We start from the raw sequence: 18,940 nt of genomic DNA on the forward strand, positions 1-18,940 counted from the left end.
TCATCACAGATTTTGTAAGGAAGAACTGAAATGGCAAGAGTAAAGCGGGCAGTCAACGCCCACAAGAAGCGTCGCGTCATCCTCGAGCGCGCCGAGGGCTACCGCGGCCAGCGTTCGCGCCTCTACCGCAAGGCCAAGGAGCAGGTCACCCACTCGCTGGTCTACTCCTACAACGACCGTCGCAAGAAGAAGGGCGACTTCCGTCGCCTGTGGATCCAGCGCATCAACGCTGGCGCCCGCGCCAACGGCCTCACCTACAACCGCTTCATCCAGGGCCTCGGCCTCGCGGGTGTCGAGGTCGACCGCCGCATGCTCTCCGAGCTGGCCACGAACGAGCCCAAGGCCTTCGCCGCGCTCGTCGAGGTCGCGAAGCAGGCGCTGCCCGAGGACACCTCGGCTCCCAAGGCTGCGTAACGCACCGGTACTCGTCAGAACGCCCCGTCCCTGCGGACGGGGCGTTCTGCGTTTCCGGGGCTCGGTAGACTTGCGGGGTGATTGAGAACCCGAAGTCGATGCGTGTGAAGCGGGCCGCGGCGCTCGCGAAGAAGAAGGAGCGCACGGCGCAGGGGCGCTTCCTCGTCGAGGGGCCGCAGGCGGTGCGCGAGCTGCTTGCCCACCGAGCGGAGCTCGCCGAGGTCGTCTTTGCCACGATGGGCACCGAGCCCTGGCAGCACGAGCTGGATCGGCTCGCCTCCGATGCGGGCGTGCTGCTCGAGCGGGTCACGGAGCCCGTGCTCGCAGCGATGGCCGAGACCATCACCCCGCAGGGCGTCATCGCCGTCGCCCGCACCTGGGACACCGCGCTCGAGGAGGCGCTCGCGGACGCACGCCTGGTCGCGATCCTGCACGAGGTGCGGGATCCCGGCAATGCCGGCGCGGTGCTGCGCGCCGCCGACGCGGCGGGCGCCGACGCGGTGATCTTCGCGGGGGAGAGCATCGACCCCTTCCACCCGAAGGTGGTGCGCTCCACGACGGGCTCGCTCTTCCACCTGCCGGTCGCCGTGGCGCCCGACCTGGCCGCCGCCGTCGACGCGGCGCGCGCCGCCGGCCTCACGACGCTCGCCGCAGACGTGCGCGGCAGCGACCTCCTCGCGGCGCGGGCCGAGGGCGCGATCGCCGGTCCGGTCGCCTGGGTGTTCGGCAACGAGGCGCGGGGGCTCTCCGAGGACGAGCGCGCGCTCACCGACCGCAGCCTGAAGCTGCCCATCTACGGCGCCGCCGAGTCGCTCAACCTGGCGACGGCCGCGAGCGTGCTGATCTACGAGACGGCGTTCGCGCAGCGCGGCTAGCGGCTGGCTGGTCTGCGTCCTCGCGCCTTCCCTGTCTCGTCCCGTCCCGCCTGATTCTCGGAGAAATCACGAATCTCGGAGATCTTGAGGGGCGTGGCTCCGAGAAATCAGATTTCTCCGAGGAATCGTGGGCGCGCAGGCGAACGTGGGCGCGCAGGCGAACGTGGGCGCTGACGCGAAAGTGGGCGCGCAGGCGAACGCAACCGCGCAACCGCGCAGGCGAGCGCAGCCGCGCGAGCCCTCGGGGCGGGGCCGCCGCGCCGGAACGCGGCGGCCCCACGGCGCGCTACTGGAGCAGCGCGGCACCCAGCGTCTCACCCGGGCGGAAGCCGGGCAGGATCGCGAACACGGCCGAGCCGGTGTGCGTCACCCACTCGTTCAGCAGGTCGAGCTCGTCGAGCCGCTGCTGGATCGGCACGAACTGCGTGCGGGGATCACGCTGGAAGCACGCGAACAGCAGCCCGGACTCGCCGCCCTCGTCGTAGTTCGCCGCCCGTCGGAAGATCCGCTCGGACGGGTCCGTCGAGTGCGCGCGGCGGATGTGCGCGTAGCTCGGGATCACGGGGAGCCCGAGCGCGTTCTTCGCCTCGAAGTCGACGGGGGTGTGCTCCGAGCCGCCCGTGAGCGGGGCGCCGTCGTCGAGCGTGCGCCCGATCGTCTGCTCCCGGCCCGGCCGGTCCACCTGGTCCCAGGTGTCGAGCTCCATCCGGATGCGCCGCAGCACGAGCGCGGAGCCGCCGGCGAGCCAGTCGCCGCCCGCGGAGTCGCCCGTCGTCACCCAGACGAGGTCCGTGAAGTCCTCGTCCTTCGGCGCCGGGTTGATCGTGCCGTCCACCTGGCCCATGAGGTTCCGCATGGTGGTGCCGGACGGCTCCGAGCCGCGTGCCTGCCGGAAGCCCTGCTGGCTCCAGGCGAGCTCGGCGAAGGCCCGCAGATCGCGCTCGAGCATGCGCGCGGCGTGCGCGAGGGGGAGCGGATCGTCGGCCTGCAGGAGGAGCAGCAGATCGCCCCCATCGTGCGTGCCGGCGAGCCGGTCGCGCGAGAACGCGGGGAGCGGCGCGAGCCACTCGGGGCGGCGGGCGGGATCCACCCGGTCGACAAGTTCCGGCCCGACGCCGACGGTGATCGTCAGGCGCGAGGGCCGGGCGGCGAGCTCGGGCTCGGGATCGGCGAGCGGGGCGCTCCCCGAGGTGAGGCCCTCGACATCGCCCGTGAGGATCCGGAGCATGCGGCGGATTCCGTCGCGGTCGGTCTCCGGGCGCAGGGTGTAGGCGAGGTAGCGCACGTGCGCGGTCGGCGGGGTGACGATCCCCGCCTGGTGCGCGCCGTGGCAGGGGAGCGCTTCACCGCCGAAGTCGGCGTCCGCTCCGGACCCGGCGGGGGCAGCGGCCTCGCGCAGCGCGGGGATGCCGAGCGCTGCGCCGAGGCCGAGCGCGGCGCCGAGCCCCGCGCCGACGGCGCCCCCCGTGAGGAGCGCACGTCGGCCGATCCGGCGCGACTCGGGCGCCCCGGAGTCCGCGGGCGCGGCCCCCGAGCCGGGAGCCGCAGGCGCGGCCCCCGAATCGGGGGCCGCGCTGCTCGAAACGGGAGCCGGCTCAGTGCGCGGCATGCTCATCACTCGCGGCGTCGCCGTGATCCATGTCGCCGTGGTCCATCTCGCCCTCGGTCGTGTCCTTCGACCCGCCCTCGTAGTTCTCCTGGGCGCCCTCGGTCGCCTTCGCGAGCACGGTGACCTCGGCGGTCGAGCCGTCGTCGAAGCGGAGCGTGAGCGCCACATCGTCGCCGGGCAGGATCGGCTTCGGCATGTCCATGAACATGATGTGGTTCCCGCCGGGGGCGAGCTCGAAGGAGCCGCCAGCGGGGATCACGAAGCCGCCCTCGACCTCGCGCATGGTCGCCGTGGCGCCGGAGGTGACGGTCTCGTGGAGCTCGACCATCTTCGCGGCGGGGCTCTCGACGCTCACGAGCGTGAGGTCGGTCTTGCCGGAGTTCTTCAGGGTGCCGAAGACGCCCGTCATGCCCTCCTGCGCCTTGACCCAGCCGCCCTCGATCGAGAACGCCGAGTGGCCGCCCTGCTCCGCTGCGGCCTCCTGGGTCGTGTGCTTCGCCGCTGCGTCCTGGGCGGGCGCGCTGGTGCAGCCGCTCAGGAGGAGCGCCGCGGCGAGGGCTGCCCCGGAGAGCGTGAGCGTGCGCGCGCCGATCGTGCGGGTGCGTGCGATGGCGTGTGCGGAGGCGATGCGGGTCACTGGGGGTCTCCCTCGGTCGAGGTGGTGTCGGTGAAGTTCTGGGTGGAGGCGGCCATGCCGTTTGCGCGGCGGCGGCGGCCGATGACGGCTGCGGTGACGCCGCCGGCGACGACGATCACGCCGCCTGCCGCGGCGAGGATCCCGCCGAGGGGGAGGCCGGAGCCGGTCTCCTCCGTGCCGTGCTCGTGGTCGGGGCCGTGCTCGTGAGCCTCGGCCTCGTCTGCGTGCTCGTGGTCGTCCGCGGCGCCGGGCTGAGCGGCGTCGATGCCCGCGGCGTCGACGATCTTGCCGGTGCCGTCTGCGGCGATCGAGATGCCGAAGGCGCCCTCGATCGGGTGGCCGTCGCTCGAGACCACGCGCCAAGCGGCGGCGTAGTCGCCGGGCTCGAGGTCGTCGCGCAGGTTCTGCGTGACGACGGGGCCGGCGATCTCGGGATCGCCGTCGCGGGCATCCGCGCCGTCGGGGCCCGTGACGACCATCTCGGTGCCGACCTCGATGATGCTGTTGTTGAACTTCAGCTCGAACGCCTCGACCGCGCCGGTGCTCGCGTTCGCGACCACCTCCGTGGCGATGAGTTCGTCGTGGGCGAGCGCGGGAGCCGCGACGCCGAGTGTTGCTGCGCCCGCGAGGAGCGCGACCGCTGCGGCGGCGAGCGAGGCGCGTCGTCGAGCAGTCTGGGGGATGGTGTGAGACATGGTCTCCTGATTCTCTCCGGCAAGCGCCGGTCCGTGGTGCGCCGCTGCCCCGGGCGCGCGGGTGCGCGGACGGAGCCCGCGAGGGTGGGCGCGGGAAACGATGAGGTGAATCAGGCGGGGAGCGGCGGGCCGCGGCGGGTGATCGCGCCCGCGGTGAGGAGCCGATCGAGCAGCGCGCGGGGCGCGGCGAAGCGCGCGGCCGGGCGGAGCGCGCGGGGGAGCGGTGCGAGCTGGCGCGGGCGCTCGGTGAGCACGCGGCGGAGCGCGCGCCCGAGGGCGAGGAAGGCACGCTCTCCGCGGGCGAGCAGCACGGTCGTGAGCACGGCGGCGATGAGGTGCCAGATCCACATGGCGGTGTCGGCGGTCCCGGCCTCGGCGAGTCGCGGGGAGAAGCTCTCGAGCGCGGCGAGGTGCGCCGCGTGCGGGGAGACGGGCGTCGCACCGGCAGCGCCCGAGGCGCCGGGGCCGGCGACGCCGAGCCCGGCGAACGTCCAGTGGTAGAGGAACTGCGCCGCGGAGACGGCGAGCGCGAGGCGCCAGACGGAGCCGACGCGGCCAGCGAGCGCGACGCAGAGGGGGAGCGTGAGCACGACGGTCGCGGCGACCGAGGCCCACGTGATCACGCCGCCCGCGATGCCGTGGGAGGCTGCGGCGAGGAGCACCGCGACGGAGGCGCCGAGCGAGCCGCGGAGTACGCGAACGCCGCGGGTCATCCCCGGAGCGGGGGCGACCCGCGGGGATCGCCGCGAGCTCTGCATGCGGCCCAGTCTACGCGTCCGCGCGGCACCGATCCGCACAGGCTAGACTTGACCCCCGTGTCAGACCTCAATCCGATCACCCAGGAAGCCGCCGACGCGGCCGTCGCGGAAGCGCTCGCCGCGTTTACCGCAGCCGACTCTGTCGCGGCGCTGAAATCCGCTCGCACGGCGCACGCCGGCGACGGTTCGGCGATCGCGCAGTTGAACGCCCGCATGCGCGAGGTGCCGAAGGACGAGAAGGCGGCGACGGGCAAGCTCATGGGCCAGGCCCGCGGCCGCATCGAGGGCGCCTACAAGGCCCGCGAGGCCGACCTCGTCGCGCAGGAGGCCGCAGCCCGCCTGATCGCGGAGACCGTCGACGTGACGGCGGCTCCGACGCGTCAGCGCGCCGGATCGCGGCACCCGCTCGCCCAGCTCCAGGAGGAGGCCGCGGACATCTTCGTCGGCATGGGCTGGGAGATCGCGGAGGGCCCCGAGGTCGAGCACGAGTGGTTCAACTTCGACGCGCTCGGCTTCGATCCGGATCATCCGGCGCGCGCCATGCAGGACACCTTCTTCGTCGAGCCCGCCGACCGGCATCTGCTGCTGCGCACGCACACCTCGCCCGTGCAGGTGCGCTCGCTGCTCGGCCGCGAGCTGCCCGTGTACGTGGTGGCCCCGGGCCGCGTGTACCGCACGGACGAGCTCGATGCGACGCACACCCCCGTGTTCCACCAGATCGAGGGCATCGCGATCGATCGCGGCCTCACGATGGCGCACCTGCGCGGCACGCTCGAGCACTTCGCCCGCCAGATGTTCGGCGAGGAGGCGAAGATCCGCCTGCGCCCCAACTTCTTCCCCTTCACCGAGCCGTCCGCCGAGATGGACGTGTGGCAGCCGAACGCAAAGGGCGGCGCGCGCTGGGTCGAGTGGGGCGGCTGCGGCATGGTCGACCCCCGCGTGCTCGACGCCGCGGGCATCGACTCGTCCGAGTTCCAGGGCTTCGCCTTCGGCATGGGCATCGAGCGGACCCTGCAGTTCCGCCACGACATCAATGACATGAGAGACATGGTGGAGGGCGACGTCCGCTTCAACCGTCAGTTCGGAGGACTGGTCTAATGCGCGTTCCACTCAGCTGGCTGGGCGAATCGGTCGAGCTCCCCGCGGGAGTCACCCCCGAGCAGGTGCACGCCGATCTAGTGCGCGTCGGCTTCGAGGAGGAGGACATCCGCCGCTTCGACGTGACGGGTCCCGTCGTGGTGGGCGAGGTCCTGTCGCGCGAGCCCGAGGAGCACTCGAACGGCAAAGTCGTGAACTGGTGCCAGGTGCGCGTGGCCCCCGCGGGCGAGCGCGCCGCCGACGGCGGCGAGGACGTGCGCGGGATCGTCTGCGGCGCCCACAACTTCGAGGTCGGCGACAAGGTCGTCGTGACGCTGCCCGGCGCGGTGCTGCCCGGCGGTTTCGCGATCGCCGCACGCAAGACCTACGGTCACGTCTCCGACGGCATGATCGCCTCCTCGCGCGAGCTCTCGCTCGGCGACGACCACGACGGGATCATCGTGCTCTCGCGCCTCGGCCTCGATCCGGAGCCCGGTGCGGACGCGAAGGCGCTGCTCGGCCTCGACGAGACCGCGGTCGAGATCAACGTGACCCCGGATCGCGGCTACGCGTTCTCGATCCGCGGCGTCGCCCGCGAGGTCTCGCACGCGACGGGCGCGGCGTTCCGCGATCCGGCGACGGCCGTGACCCCCGCGAGTGCGTCGGGCTTCCCCGTGACGATCGACGACCGGGCGCCCATTCGCGGCCGCGTCGGCGCGGCGGGCCTCATCGCCCGCGTCGTGCGCGGCATCGACCAGTCGCGCCCCACTCCCGCGTGGATGGTGGCGCGCCTGCAGCTCGCCGGGATCCGCAGCCTGTCGCTCGAGGTCGATATCTCGAACTACGTGATGCTCGAGCTCGGCCAGCCGCTCCACGCCTACGACCTCGCGAAGCTCACGGGCGGGATCACGGTCCGCCGTGCGGCTGCGGGCGAGACGCTCGTCACGCTCGACGGCCAGGAGCGCGCGCTGCACCCCGAGGACCTCGTGATCGCCGACGAGTCGGGCGCGATCGGGCTCGCGGGTGTGATGGGCGGCAACTCGACGAAGGCTGACGAGACGACGCGCGACGTGCTGATCGAGGCGGCGTCGTTCGATGCGATCTCGATCGCCCGGACCTCCCGCCGGCACAAGCTGCCGAGCGAGGCGTCGAAGCGCTTCGAGCGCGGCGTCGACCCGCTCGTGGCCCGCGCGGCCGCGCAGCGCATGGTCGATCTGCTCGTCGAGCTCGCGGGCGGCACCGCCGACGAGCTGGGCGCCGAGCTCCCCGCCCCGTGGGAGGCGCCGGAGATCGAGCTGCCGCTCGCGCGGATCAACGGCCTGCTCGGCACCGACTACACCGATGCCGAGGCGCGCGCCGCGATCGAGCTCATCGGCTGCACGGTGGCCGAGGGCGCGGAGGGCGCCGCGGTGCTCCGCGTCCTGCCGCCCAGCTGGCGCTCGGACCTCACGCGCGCCGCCGACCTGATCGAGGAGGTGGCACGCGTCGTCGGTTACGACCGGATCCCGTCGGTGCTCCCCGTGGCCCCCGCGGGCCGCGGCCTCACGCGTGCGCAGCGGCTGCGCCGCCGCGCGGCCAATGTGGTCACGGCCGCCGGGCTCGACGAGGTGCAGAGCTACCCGTTCGTGAGCCGCGCGCAGCTCGAGGCCTTCGGGGCGGGCGCGGAGCCCGCGATCCCCGTGCTCGACGGCGTCGCGCAGGCCGATGCCGCGAGTGGCCCCGTCACCGCGGTGAAGCTCGCGAATCCGCTCGACGGCGAGTCGCCGTTCATGCGTCGCTCCCTGTTGCCGGGTCTCGTGACCGCGGCGCAGCGCAACGTGTCGCGCGGGCTCACGGATCTCGCGCTCGTCGAGTTCGGCTCGGTGTTCGAGCCGCGTGCGGAGCTCGGTACGGAGACGGTTCCGCCGCTCGCCGAGCTGCCGGACGCGGAGACGCTCGCAGCGCTCTACGGCTCGGTGCCGAACCAGCCGCGTCGCGCCGCCGCGCTCCTCATTGGCGACGCCGTCGCGAAGCAGGCGGGCGAGACCGCGCGGCCCGTGGACTGGGCCGACGCGCTCGATGCCGCGCGCATCGTCGCCGGCGCGGTCGCGGCGGAGCTCGTGGTGACGCAGGGTGCGCACCGCGCGTTCCACCCGGGGCGCACGGCCGAGCTCAGCATCCGCGTCGCCTCGGACATCGACGGCGAGGACGGCGGCCTCGAGGTCGTCGGCGTCGCCGGTGAGCTGCTGCCCGAGCTCGTCGCCGAGCACCACCTGCCCGGCCGCGTCGCCGCGTTCGAGCTCGACCTCGACCGGATCATCGAGCTCGCCCCGCGCGAGCCGGAGACGCGTCAGCTCTCGACCTACCCCGCAGCCACCCAGGATCTCACGCTCGTCGTGAACGCCGAGGTGCCCGCGGGCGACGTGCTCGCGGTCGTCATCGCGGGCGCGGGGGAGCTGCTCGAGCACGCTCGGATCGTCGACGACTACCGGGGCACCGGCATCGCCGAGGGGCAGAAGGCCCTCACGTTCGCGCTCCGCTTCCGCGCCGAGGATCGCACGCTGAAGGCGGAGGAGGCGAGCGCGGCGAAGCTCGGCGGCGTCGCCGCGGCGGAGCTCGCGTTCGACGCGAAGCTGCGCGACTAGCTCCGCACCCGATCCGGCAGATCCCGCCCGCGCGGCACCCCCTTGTGGTGGGCGCCGCGCGGGCGGATACTTGCGGCAGAACCGCCGCAGCCCACGCGTCGCGGTGCGAACGAGGGAGCCGGAAGATGAACGAGCAACTGGCGCAGCGCATTGTGCCGAACATCTGGTGCAACGGGACCGCCGAGGAGGCGGGCGCGTTCTATGCGGGCGCGCTGCCCGATACCGAGTACGCCGTCGAATCGCGATACCCCACGGAGGGCCTGCTCCCGTTCCAGGAGCCGCTCGCGGGGCAGCCGTTGACGGTCGCCGTAACGCTCGGCGGCACCCGCCTCGTCCTTGTCAACGCGGGGCCCGAGTTCCGGCCGAATCTCGCCCTCTCGCTCATGCTGAACTTCGACCCCTCCCGGATCTCCGGCGGGGCGCTCGCCGCGCGCGAGCAGCTCGACGCCGCGTGGGACGCGCTCAGCGCGGACGGCGAGGTGCGCATGCCGATCGGGGAATACCCCTTCAGCCCGCGCTACGGCTGGGTCGAGGACCGCTACGGCGTGAACTGGCAGCTCATGCTCACGAACCCGGACGGGGATCCGCGCCCGAACGTGGTGCCGTGCCTGATGTTCGGCGGCCCCGTGCAGAACCGGGCGGGCGAGGCGATCGACTTTTACACGAGCGTGTTCCCCGATGCCGGCCCCGGGCAGCGGGTGCCCTACGGCCAGCCGACGGGCCCCGCCACGGCGGAGGCGCTCATGTTCGGCGAGTTCCGGGTGGGCGATCAGTGGTTCGCGGCGATGGACTCGGGGGCGGAGCAGGAGGAGACCTTCAGCTGCGGGGTGTCGCTCGAGGTGCAGTGCGCCGACCAGGCCGAGATCGACCGGCTCTGGGACGCGCTCTCCGCGGTCCCCGAGGCTGAGCAGTGCGGCTGGCTGGCCGACCGCTTCGGCGTGAGCTGGCAGATTGTGCCGGAGAATATGGGCGAGCTCATGGCGCACCCGGGTGCGTTCGAGCGGATGCTCGAGATGAAGAAGCTGATCATCGCCGAGCTCTGACCGGCCGGGCGTGCGGGCTCCCCGCTAGACTTCCTGAGTCCAGTGAGAGCGGCGGAGGGGAGCACCCGTGCAGGTGAGCGCAAGCGGAGTGAGCAAGGGGCCCGCCGGTCGCGCGCTGCCCCCGACCGATGTCGAGATGACCTCGGGACGGGCCGTCTTCGTCGAGGCGGAGACCGCGCAGCGGCCCACCGTCCTCGGGCTGATCGTGAGCGGGCGCATGCGGCCCGACGCGGGCGAGGTGCTCATCGACGGCGAGCCCGGCGCGCGTGCCCTGCGCCGGCGGGTCGCGCTCGTCGATGCGCCCGACGTGAGCGAGCCGCACGGCGACGTGCGGCTCGAGCACGTGGTCGCCGAGGAGCTGATGTTCGCGGGCGAACCGCCCCGTCCGCTCGCCGCGCGGCGCGAGCTCCGCGCCCTCGGCTTCGCCGATCATGCGCGCACACCGATGGCCGAGCTCGCCCCCGAGGTGCGGGTGCGGGTGCTGTGCGAACTCGCGCTGCGCCGCCCGGGCGTCGAGGGCATCGTGCTCGTCTCGCCCGATCGCCACGGGGGCGACCCCATGGGGTGGTGGGGGATCGCGTGCGAGCTCGCGGAGCGGGGGAACGCGGTGCTCGTGATCGCCGGGCTCGCCGCCCGGGCCGCGATCGACGCGCACCCGGACGGGTGGCGCACGGGGGAGGTGACCCCGCTGCGCGGCGGTACCGGAGCCGCGACGGGTGCCGCGACGGGTGCCGAGACGGGCGCCGCGAGCGCGGGAACGGAGGACGCACGATGAAGGTGCTCCAGATGGTCCGGGCCGAGTTCGCCCGACTGTGGGCGACGCCCATGGCGCGGCTCGCGTTCATCGCCCTCATGTGCGTGCCGCTCCTCTACGGCGGTCTGTACCTGTGGGCGAACCAGGACCCCTACGCGAAGCTCGACCAGATCCCCGTCGCGCTCGTGGTGGAGGACTCCGGCGTCGCCTCGGGGGACACCGTCCGCTCGATCGGCGAGGAGGTCGCGGACAACCTTGTCGAGGACGGCAGCTTCGACTGGCACCGGGTCTCTGCGGCGCAGGCGGAGCGGGGCATCGCGGAGGGGGCGTACGACTTCACGCTCACGATCCCGGGCGACTTCACCGAGTCGCTGCAGTCCTCGCAGACGAAGGATCCACACCAGGCCGAGGTCGTGCTCACGACGAACGATGCGAACAGCTACCTCGCGACGACGATCGGCGAGCAGGCCGTGAAGCGCGTGCAGGCTCAGATCGTGCAGTCGGTGGGCCGTGAGGCGTCGCGCGCGATGCTCGACGGGCTCGCCGACGTGCGCTCCTCCCTCGGCGAGGCGCGCGACGGCGCGGGGAAGCTCGCCGACGGCGCGGGGACGGCGCGCAGCGGCGCGGAGACCCTCGCCGAGGGGCTCGGCACGGCGCACACGGGCTCCTCCGCGCTCGCCGAGGGGCTGGGCACGCTGCGGGATCGCACGGGTGCGCTCCCGGACCAGTCGGCGCAGCTCGCCGACGGCGCGGCCCGCGTCTCGCAGGGGAACGCCGCCATCGCCGAGCTCGGGCGCGAGGTGGCCGGTGCGAGCCAGGGCGCGACGGATCGGCTGGCGGGCGAGCGCGAGGCCATCCTCGCCGAGCTCGCCCAGGCCGGCGTCGATCCGGCCGTGATCGACGCCGTGAGCGCGCGCCTCGGCGAGGCCGACGCCGTGCTCCGCGACGCGAACGCGCGCGTGCAGGGCGCGAGCGGCCAGCTCTCGGAGCTCGCGGCGGGATCGCAGCAGCTCGCGGACGGCGCGCGGGCGCTCGCGGATGCCGCGCCGCAGCTCTCCGCGGGGATCCGCGACGCCGCGAGCGGCGCGGGCACGCTGAACGACGGCATCGGGCAGCTCGCCGATGGCGCGCCGCAGCTCGAGAGCGGGATCGCGCAGCTCGCCGACGGCAGCGCGCAGCTGCGCGACGCGCTCGGCGCCGGGGTCCAGAAGCTCCCGGAGAGCACGGCCGAGCTGCGCGCCAAGCAGGCGGCGAACATCGCGGACCCGGTCACCGTCGTGACGGACAAGGTGACCTCGGCGGGCACCTACGGCGCGGGCCTCGCCCCGTTCTTCGTGAGCCTCGCCGCCTGGATCGGCATCTACGCGCTCTTCCTTATCCTGAAGCCCGTCTCGCGGCGCGCGGTGACGGCGCTCCACGCTCCGCTGCGCGTGACGCTCGCGGGCTGGCTCACGCCGGCCCTCCTCGGTGCGGCGCAGATGCTCGCCCTGTTCGGGATCGTCGCGGGAACGCTCGGCTTCCAGGTGGCCCACCCGATCCCCGCGTACGGGATGATGGCGCTCGCGTCGGCGACGTTCGCCGCGATCATCCTCGCGCTCAACGTCTGGTTGGGGAGCGTCGGTCAGTTCATGGGTCTCGTGCTCATGGTGCTCCAGCTCGTCACGGCGGGCGGCACCTTCCCCTGGCAGACGCTTCCCGAGCCGCTCGCCACGCTGCATCACTTCCTCCCCATGTCGTTCGCGGTGGACGGGCTGCGGCAGCTGATGTACGGCGGCGATCTCGGCCACGCGGGCCTCGACGCGCTCCGGCTCGGGCTGGTGCTCGTGATCGCCGTGCTGGTCGCGGCGCTCGGGGTGTCGCGGACGATGCGATCACGCACGCTCCGGGACCTCCAGCCGAGCCTCATCGGATAGCCCAACGTATACATTATTCGGGACTATCCCGGATTTCCTTGAGTCTTCGGCGGTTTGTGTATACGCTGGCGGTGATCGAGGGAGACACGGATGCGAGCGAGCGAGCGGGCCTACGCGGGCCTTGTCGAGGAGATCCAGAGCGGTGCTCTCGCGCCGGGCGCCGTGATCGGCGAGGTTGAGCAGGCCGCCCGCCTCGGCGTGAGCCGCACCCCTATGCGGGAGGCGATCGCCCGCCTCACCGCCGACGGGCTCGTGCAGCAGCAGTCCGCGCGCGTCCTCGTGGTCGCGGGCTTCGACGCCGACCACATCCGCGCGCTCTTCGAGGTGCGCCGCGCGCTCGAGGAGAGCGCCGCGCGGCTCGCCGCCCTGCGCGGCGACGCGGGGGCGTTCCGCGCGCTCGCCGCGGACTTCCGCGCCGCGCACCCCGAGTCCGGTGCCGGGGCGGCGGATGCGTACTACGCGCTCATCGCCCGCTTCGACGCCGCGATCGACGACGCGGTGCAGAACGACTACCTGGCCCAGGCCCTTCGGCCGATCCGTGCGCACCTCGCGCGTGCCCGGCGCCTCACCCGCGATGACGCGGCGCGACTGCGCGATTCGGTCGCCGAGCACGCGCTCATCGCCGAGGCGATCGCGGCCCGCGATCCCGAGCTCGCCGCGCACGCTACCCACCTCCACCTCCACCACGCGCTCGCCGCGATCCTCGCCGCCATCGGCGGCGCGACGGACGCGGCGCACGACTGACCCACCCCTCCAACGAAGGAGCACCCCGATGACCGTTCTGCATCACGTCCGCGTCTTCCGCAGCGAGGAGCCGCTGCCGCGCGAGGAGCAGCTCGCCTGGAAGATCGCGGAGGTCGCCGCCGATCCCGTCTCGGTCGATGCCGAGGCGAGCGACATGATCATCAACCGGATCATCGACAACGCCGCGGTCGCGGCGGCCTCGCTCACGCGCGGCCCCGTCGTCGCGGCGCGCGCCCAGGCGCTCAGCCACCCCGTCTCGCGGGGCGGCGCTGGGGCGACCGTGTTCGGCCTCGCCGGCGGGCCCGCCGCGGACGGAGTGACCGGGGCCGCGCACCTCGCGAGTCCGGAGTGGGCGGCGTGGGCGAACGGCGTCGCCGTGCGCGAACTCGATTACCACGACACGTTCCTCGCTGCCGAGTACTCGCACCCGGGCGACAACATCCCGCCGATCCTCGCGGTCGCGCAGCACGTCGGCGCCGACGGCCGCGCCCTCCTCCGCGGGATCGCGACGGGCTACGAGATCCAGATGGACCTCGTGCGCGCGATCTGCCTGCACCGGCACAAGATCGACCACGTCGCGCACCTCGGCCCGTCCGCGGCGGCCGGCATCGGCACGCTGCTCGGGCTCGAGACGCCCGTGATCGCGCAGGCGGTCGCGCAGGCGCTCCACACCACCACCGCGACGCGGCAGAGCCGCAAGGGCGAGATCTCCACGTGGAAGGCGCACGCCCCAGCCTTCGCGGGGAAGATGGCGGTCGAAGCGGTCGACCGTGCGATGCGCGGGCAGACCTCTCCCGCCCCGATCTATGAGGGCGAGGACGGCGTGATCGCCTGGCTGCTCGACGGGCCGGATGCCGCCTACGAGGTCCCGCTGCCGGCGCCGGGCGAGGCGAAGCGGGCGATCCTCGACAGCTACACGAAGGAACACTCCGCGGAGTATCAGGCGCAGGCCTGGATCGACCTCGCGCGGCGGCTGCACCGCGAGCGCCCCGAGCTCACGGACCCCGCGAACGTGGCATCGATCGTCCTGCACACGAGCCACCACACGCACGCGGTCATCGGCTCCGGGGCGAACGACCCGCAGAAGTACGATCCTGCGGCCTCACGGGAGACCCTCGACCACTCGATCCCGTACATCTTCGCGGTCGCGCTGCAGGACGGCGGCTGGCACCACGTCGACTCCTACACGCCGGAGCGCGCGGGCCGGGCGGACACCGTTGCGCTCTGGCACGCGATCACCACCGCCGAGGATCCCGAGTGGACGCGCAGGTACCACTCCGAGGACCCGGCGGAGAAGGCATTCGGCGGGCGAGCCGAGATCGAACTGCGCTCGGGGGAGCGGGTCGTCGCGGAGATCGCGGTAGCCGATGCGCACCCGCTCGGCGCGCGCCCCTTCGCCCGGGCCGACTACGTCGCGAAGTTCCGGCTCCTCGCCGAGCCCGTCCTCGCGCCGGCCGAGATCGAGCGCTTCCTCGCGCTCGTGCAGCGGCTGCCCGAGCTCACCGCCGCGGAGGTGCGCGAGCTCACCATCGTCGCCGCACCGGGGGTCATCGACCTCGCGGCCGCACCGAAGGGACTCTTCTAATGCTCTACGCGCAGACCACGCCGGCCGAGAAGCGGCGGCGGTTCCGGGAGCGGCTCGCGAGCGGCGAGCTGCTCCGTTTCCCCGGAGCGTTCAACCCGCTCTCCGCGCGGCTGATCGAGCGCAAGGGCTTCGACGGCGTCTACATCTCGGGCGCTGTGCTCTCCGCGGATCTCGGGCTGCCCGACATCGGGCTCACGACGCTCACCGAGGTCGCCGGCCGCGCGCAGCAGATCGCCCGGATGACGGAGCTGCCCGCGCTCGTCGACGCCGACACGGGCTTCGGCGAACCGATGAACGTCGCGCGCACGATCCAGACGCTCGAGGACGCCGGGCTTGCGGGTGCGCACATCGAGGATCAGGTCAACCCGAAGCGCTGCGGGCACCTCGACGGGAAGACCGTCGTCGATGAGGCGACCGCGCTCAAGCGGATCCGCGCGGCCGTCGACGCGCGGCGGGATCCGGATTTCCTCGTGATGGCCCGCACCGACATCCGCGCCACCGCTCCCGGCGCGGCCGGGCTCGCCGCCGCCGTCGACCGCGCCCGAGCGCTCGTCGAAGCGGGCGCCGACGCGATCTTCCCCGAGGCCATGCGCACGCTCGCCGAGTTTGAGGCGGTGCGCAGCGCGGTCGACGTGCCGATCCTCGCCAACATGACCGAGTTCGGCAAGAGCGAGCTGTTCAGCGTGCGCCAGCTCGCGGACGTGGGGGTGAACCTCGTGATCTGGCCGGTGTCGATGCTGCGGATCGCGATGGGGGCGACCGATCGCGCGCTCGACGCGCTGATCTCCGAGGGCCACCTCACGGGAAAACTCGACGAGATGCAGCACCGCGCCGAGCTCTACGAGCTCGTCGACTACGAGGCGTACACGCGCTTCGACACGAGCGTGTTCAACTTCGAGGTGGAGCGCTAACGCCCCTCGCCGACGGGCACCACCGACACTCTTCGCAAAGGAGCGATCATGTCTGACACGGAAATCAAGAAGGGCCTCGCCGGGGTCGTCGTCGATGAGACGGCGATCTCGAAGGTCTCGCCCGACACGAACAGCCTGCTCTACCGGGGGTATCCGGTGCAGGAGCTCGCCGCGACGCAGCCGTTCGAGGCCGTCGCGCATCTCCTCTGGCACGGCGAGCTGCCCGATGCGCGGGAGCTCGCCGCGTTCGAGGAGCGTGAGCGCGCCCTCCGCGCGCTCGACCCGCGGACGCTCGCGCTGCTCGAGACCATGCCGAACGACGCGCACCCCATGGACCTCGTGCGCACGGCGGTGAGCCAGCTCGGCGCCTGCGACGAGACGCTCCACCTGCCGGACGGGTGGACGGACCCTGCCCTGGGCCTCGTGCGCGCCGAGCGCCTGTTCGCCCAGCTCCCGGCCGTCGTCGCCGCGGTGCAGCGGCGGCGGCGCGGGCTCCCGCTGATCGCTCCGCGCGACGATCTCGACTACGCGAGCAACTTCCTCTGGATGTGCTTCGGAGAGCTGCCCTCGCCGGCCGCGGTCGACGTCTTCCGGATCTCCCTCGTGCTCTACGCGGAGCACTCCTTCAACGCCTCGACGTTCACCGCCCGAGTGATCGCGTCGACGACCTCGGACATGTACTCCGCCGTGGTGGGCGCGATCGGCGCGCTGAAGGGGCCGCTGCACGGCGGCGCGAACGAGGCCGTCATGCACGTCCTCGCGGAGATCGGCAGCGCGGACAACGTCGTGCCCTGGCTCGACGCGGCGCTCGCCGCGAAGCGCAAGATCATGGGCTTCGGGCATCGCGTGTACAAGCACGGCGACTCTCGGGTGCCGACGATGGACGCCGCGCTCCAGGTGCTCTTCGCGGAGTCCGGTCGCTCCGATCTCGCCGAGCTCACGGCGACCCTCGAGCGCGAGTTCGTCGCGCGCACCGGGATCTGCCCGAACCTCGACTACCCGTCGGGACCGGCCTACCACCTGCTCGGCTTCGACACGGAGATCTTCACGCCGTTGTTCGTCGCGTCTCGGGTCACGGGGTGGACCGCGCACATCATGGAGCAGGCGGCCGCGAACGCGCTGATCCGGCCCCTCTCCGCGTACTCCGGAGTGGGGGAGCGGCACGTGCCGTGAGCCGGTCCGCACGGCCGCGCTGCGCCCGGCTGTGCGGGGCTGCGCGGCGCGCACCGCGCGGAGCTTGTAGCGTGGGGACTCCACCCGGCGCGGGGTGACCGCGCACACGGTTCCGAGAGAAGGCGACACCATGACGCAGACAGCGATGCCCGAGAACGCAGACGACCGCACCGTGCTCACCGAGGTCCGGGGCCGGGTGGGCTGGATCACCCTGCACCGCCCGGCCGCGCTCAACGCGCTGAACGGTCGGCTCGTGGGCGAGCTCATCGCCGCCGCGCTCGAGTTCGACGCCTCGCCCGAGATCGGCTGCATCGTGATCACCGGCTCCGAGCGCGCATTTGCGGCCGGAGCGGACATCAAGGAGATGGCCGAGCTCGGCTTCTCCGACATGTTCCTGAACAGTGCGTTCCCGAGCTGGGAGGGCTTCGAGCGGATGCGCACCCCCGTCGTCGCCGCGGTCTCCGGCTTCGCGCTCGGCGGCGGCTGCGAGCTCGCCATGATGTGCGACATCATCCTCGCGGCGGAATCGGCCAAGTTCGGCCAGCCCGAGATCAACCTGGGCGTGCTCCCCGGCTTCGGGGGCTCGCAGCGCCTGCCGCGCGCGATCGGGAAGGCGAAGGCCGCGGAACTCGTGCTCACGGGCCGGATGATGGGGGCCGAGGAAGCCGAGCGCTCGGGACTCGTCTCGCGCGTGGTACCGACCGAGGAGCTGCTCGCCGAGACCGAGCAGCTCGCCGCGACGATCGCCAGCAAGTCGCTGCCCGCCCTGTACGCGGCGAAGAACGCGCTCCAGGCGGCGCAGGAGGTTCCGCTCTCGGAGGGGCTGCGACTCGAGCGGCTCGCGTTCGCCGCGGCCTTCGCGACGGCGGACCAGAAGGAGGGCATGCGCGCGTTCACGGAGAAGCGCGACGCGGAGTTCACCCACCGCTAACCGGGACACCGGCGCCGCCCGCCACGGCCGCCCTGTGGAACGGCGCCGCGTGCGCCGCCCGAAGTGCCAGAATAGGGGGAGCGCAATCGGAAGGAGCGTCGATGACGTACAGCGTGGCGGTAGCGGGGGCATCCGGGTATGCCGGGGGTGAGATCCTGCGACTGCTCGCCGGGCATCCCGAGTTCGAGGTGCGCACGGTCACCGGCCACTCCACCGCCGGGCAGCCGCTCATCGCGTCACAGCCGCACCTGCGCTCCCTCGCGCACCTCACGCTCCAGGCCACGACCCCCGAAGTGCTCGACGGCCACGACATCGTCTTCTTCGCGCTCCCGCACGGCGCGTCCGGTGCGCTCACGGCGCAGCTGCGCGACGTGCGCCTCGCCGTCGACTGCGGCGCGGACCACCGCCTCACGAGTGCGGAGGACTGGGCGGCGTTCTACGGCGGCGAGCACCACGAACCCTGGACGTACGGGGTCCCCGAGCTCCTCGTCGCGGGGCAGGGGAAGCAGCGGGCCGCGCTCGTCGGGGCGACGCGCATCGCCGCTCCCGGCTGCAACGCGTCCACCGTGGCGCTCTCGCTCGCGCCGGGCATCGCCGCCGGCGTGATCGAGGCAGCCGACATCGTCTCCGTCCTCGCGGTCGGCCCCTCCGGCGCGGGCAAGGCGGCGAAGACCCACCTGCTCGGCGCCGAGCTCATGGGCACGGCGAACCCCTACGCCGTGGGCGGCACGCATCGGCACATCCCGGAGATCCAGCAGGCGCTGCGCGGCGCGGGCGCGCGCACGGCGGTGAGCCTGAGCTTCACTCCCGTGCTCGTGCCGATGAGCCGGGGTATCCTCGCCACCTCGACCGCGCGGATCGCTCCCGGCGTCACGGCGGCTGAGGTCCGGAGCGCCTGGGAGGACGCCTACGCGGAGGAGACGTTCGTGCACCTGCTCCCCGAGGGGACGTTCCCCCGCACGGCCGACGCGCTCGGGGCGAACACCTGCCTCATGGGCCTCGCTATCGATGAGGCGGCGGGCCGCGTCGTCGTGGTCGCCGCGCTCGACAACCTCGCGAAGGGCACGGCGGGAGCCGCGATCCAGTCCGCCAACATCGCGCTCGGACTGCCCGAGGCGACCGGGCTGAGCGTCGACGGCGTCGCTCCCTGACCCCGGCGCGGAGCCGGGCGCGACCCGTCGCGCGCGCCGCGCCACC

At 73.1% G+C, this 18,940-nt stretch carries 17 protein-coding genes; 13 read left to right on the forward strand and 4 right to left on the reverse strand.

The window, feature by feature from the left end; translation table 11 throughout:
- Nucleotides 1–30 precede the first annotated feature (30 nt).
- Together rplT and U874_RS0104100 are read left to right on the forward strand one after the other, a co-directional pair.
- Entirely contained in the window at nt 31–414 is a 384-nt protein-coding gene (gene rplT / locus U874_RS0104095) for a 50S ribosomal protein L20 (RefSeq protein ID WP_025133276.1), read from the forward strand.
- A gap of 77 nt (nt 415–491) precedes the next feature.
- Nucleotides 492–1,289: an RNA methyltransferase gene (locus U874_RS0104100; protein ID WP_025133277.1), complete on the forward strand. Its 798-nt coding sequence runs from the start codon at nt 492–494 to the stop codon at nt 1,287–1,289.
- Between the two features lie 286 nt (nt 1,290–1,575).
- Here U874_RS0104100 and U874_RS0104105 read toward each other — a convergent pair whose 3' ends face one another.
- The 4 genes from U874_RS0104105 to U874_RS0104120 form a co-directional block, all read right to left on the reverse strand.
- On the reverse strand, nt 1,576–2,898 hold the full coding sequence (locus U874_RS0104105) for a Dyp-type peroxidase (RefSeq protein WP_025133278.1): 1,323 nt from the start codon (nt 2,896–2,898) through the stop codon (nt 1,576–1,578).
- Nucleotides 2,885–3,535 (reverse strand): copper chaperone PCu(A)C, encoded by a 651-nt coding sequence (locus tag U874_RS0104110; RefSeq protein WP_025133279.1) that lies wholly within the window; start codon nt 3,533–3,535, stop codon nt 2,885–2,887. Before U874_RS0104110 ends, U874_RS0104105 begins: the two co-directional genes overlap by 14 nt.
- Entirely contained in the window at nt 3,532–4,230 is a 699-nt protein-coding gene (locus U874_RS0104115; protein WP_025133280.1) for a copper resistance CopC family protein, read from the reverse strand. Before U874_RS0104115 ends, U874_RS0104110 begins: the two co-directional genes overlap by 4 nt.
- A 110-nt stretch (nt 4,231–4,340) precedes the next feature.
- Nucleotides 4,341–4,988, reverse strand: a complete 648-nt coding sequence (locus U874_RS0104120) for a hypothetical protein (RefSeq protein WP_025133281.1) — start codon at nt 4,986–4,988, stop codon at nt 4,341–4,343.
- A gap of 57 nt (nt 4,989–5,045) precedes the next feature.
- Here U874_RS0104120 and pheS point away from each other — a divergent pair, with 57 nt between their 5' ends.
- The 11 genes from pheS to argC all read left to right on the forward strand — a co-directional run bounded on the left by pheS (nt 5,046) and on the right by argC (nt 18,894).
- The gene (gene pheS, locus U874_RS0104125; RefSeq protein WP_025133282.1) at nt 5,046–6,086 is read left to right on the forward strand and encodes a phenylalanine--tRNA ligase subunit alpha; all 1,041 of its coding nucleotides are present in this window, start codon (nt 5,046–5,048) and stop codon (nt 6,084–6,086) included.
- Nucleotides 6,086–8,689, forward strand: coding sequence for a phenylalanine--tRNA ligase subunit beta (gene pheT, locus U874_RS0104130; protein WP_025133283.1), 2,604 nt, complete (start codon nt 6,086–6,088; stop codon nt 8,687–8,689). The genes pheS and pheT overlap by 1 nt, the downstream gene beginning before the upstream one ends.
- 125 nt (nt 8,690–8,814) lie before the next feature.
- Nucleotides 8,815–9,732, forward strand: coding sequence for a VOC family protein (locus tag U874_RS0104135; protein WP_025133284.1), 918 nt, complete (start codon nt 8,815–8,817; stop codon nt 9,730–9,732).
- 67 nt (nt 9,733–9,799) lie between these two features.
- On the forward strand, nt 9,800–10,507 hold the full coding sequence (locus U874_RS0104140; RefSeq protein WP_025133285.1) for a hypothetical protein: 708 nt from the start codon (nt 9,800–9,802) through the stop codon (nt 10,505–10,507).
- A complete protein-coding gene (locus tag U874_RS0104145; protein ID WP_025133286.1) occupies nt 10,504–12,399 on the forward strand; it encodes a YhgE/Pip family protein in 1,896 nt (631 codons plus the stop codon). The genes U874_RS0104140 and U874_RS0104145 overlap by 4 nt, the downstream gene beginning before the upstream one ends.
- A gap of 90 nt (nt 12,400–12,489) precedes the next feature.
- Nucleotides 12,490–13,143 (forward strand): GntR family transcriptional regulator, encoded by a 654-nt coding sequence (locus U874_RS0104150; protein ID WP_025133287.1) that lies wholly within the window; start codon nt 12,490–12,492, stop codon nt 13,141–13,143.
- Nucleotides 13,144–13,171: 28 nt separating this feature from the next.
- Complete coding sequence (locus tag U874_RS0104155) at nt 13,172–14,728, forward strand: MmgE/PrpD family protein (RefSeq protein ID WP_025133288.1); 1,557 nt, start codon at nt 13,172–13,174, stop codon at nt 14,726–14,728.
- Nucleotides 14,728–15,639 (forward strand): methylisocitrate lyase, encoded by a 912-nt coding sequence (gene prpB, locus U874_RS0104160; protein WP_025133289.1) that lies wholly within the window; start codon nt 14,728–14,730, stop codon nt 15,637–15,639. Before U874_RS0104155 ends, prpB begins: the two co-directional genes overlap by 1 nt.
- 48 nt (nt 15,640–15,687) lie before the next feature.
- Entirely contained in the window at nt 15,688–16,812 is a 1,125-nt protein-coding gene (locus tag U874_RS0104165; RefSeq protein WP_025133290.1) for a bifunctional 2-methylcitrate synthase/citrate synthase, read from the forward strand.
- A gap of 130 nt (nt 16,813–16,942) precedes the next feature.
- A complete protein-coding gene (locus tag U874_RS0104170) occupies nt 16,943–17,743 on the forward strand; it encodes an enoyl-CoA hydratase-related protein (RefSeq protein WP_025133291.1) in 801 nt (266 codons plus the stop codon).
- A gap of 101 nt (nt 17,744–17,844) precedes the next feature.
- A complete protein-coding gene (gene argC / locus U874_RS0104175) occupies nt 17,845–18,894 on the forward strand; it encodes an N-acetyl-gamma-glutamyl-phosphate reductase (protein ID WP_025133292.1) in 1,050 nt (349 codons plus the stop codon).
- The last annotated feature ends 46 nt before the right edge of the window (nt 18,895–18,940 follow it).

Origin of the sequence: Leucobacter sp. PH1c, from assembly GCF_000633415.1 — a bacterium.
Classification (GTDB): domain Bacteria; phylum Actinomycetota; class Actinomycetes; order Actinomycetales; family Microbacteriaceae; genus Leucobacter.

What these genes read in the sequence shown, in the direction of transcription:
- rplT (WP_025133276.1), top strand. Translation starts at nt 31, where the DNA reads ATGGCAAGAGTAAAGCGGGCAGTCAACGCCCACAAGAAGCGTCGCGTC.
- U874_RS0104105 (WP_025133278.1), bottom strand. Translation starts at nt 2,898, where the DNA reads ATGCCGCGCACTGAGCCGGCTCCCGTTTCGAGCAGCGCGGCCCCCGAT.
- U874_RS0104115 (WP_025133280.1), bottom strand. Translation starts at nt 4,230, where the DNA reads ATGTCTCACACCATCCCCCAGACTGCTCGACGACGCGCCTCGCTCGCC.
- U874_RS0104120 (WP_025133281.1), bottom strand. Translation starts at nt 4,988, where the DNA reads ATGCAGAGCTCGCGGCGATCCCCGCGGGTCGCCCCCGCTCCGGGGATG.
- pheT (WP_025133283.1), top strand. Translation starts at nt 6,086, where the DNA reads ATGCGCGTTCCACTCAGCTGGCTGGGCGAATCGGTCGAGCTCCCCGCG.
- U874_RS0104135 (WP_025133284.1), top strand. Translation starts at nt 8,815, where the DNA reads ATGAACGAGCAACTGGCGCAGCGCATTGTGCCGAACATCTGGTGCAAC.
- U874_RS0104145 (WP_025133286.1), top strand. Translation starts at nt 10,504, where the DNA reads ATGAAGGTGCTCCAGATGGTCCGGGCCGAGTTCGCCCGACTGTGGGCG.
- U874_RS0104150 (WP_025133287.1), top strand. Translation starts at nt 12,490, where the DNA reads ATGCGAGCGAGCGAGCGGGCCTACGCGGGCCTTGTCGAGGAGATCCAG.
- U874_RS0104155 (WP_025133288.1), top strand. Translation starts at nt 13,172, where the DNA reads ATGACCGTTCTGCATCACGTCCGCGTCTTCCGCAGCGAGGAGCCGCTG.
- prpB (WP_025133289.1), top strand. Translation starts at nt 14,728, where the DNA reads ATGCTCTACGCGCAGACCACGCCGGCCGAGAAGCGGCGGCGGTTCCGG.
- U874_RS0104165 (WP_025133290.1), top strand. Translation starts at nt 15,688, where the DNA reads ATGTCTGACACGGAAATCAAGAAGGGCCTCGCCGGGGTCGTCGTCGAT.
- U874_RS0104170 (WP_025133291.1), top strand. Translation starts at nt 16,943, where the DNA reads ATGACGCAGACAGCGATGCCCGAGAACGCAGACGACCGCACCGTGCTC.
- argC (WP_025133292.1), top strand. Translation starts at nt 17,845, where the DNA reads ATGACGTACAGCGTGGCGGTAGCGGGGGCATCCGGGTATGCCGGGGGT.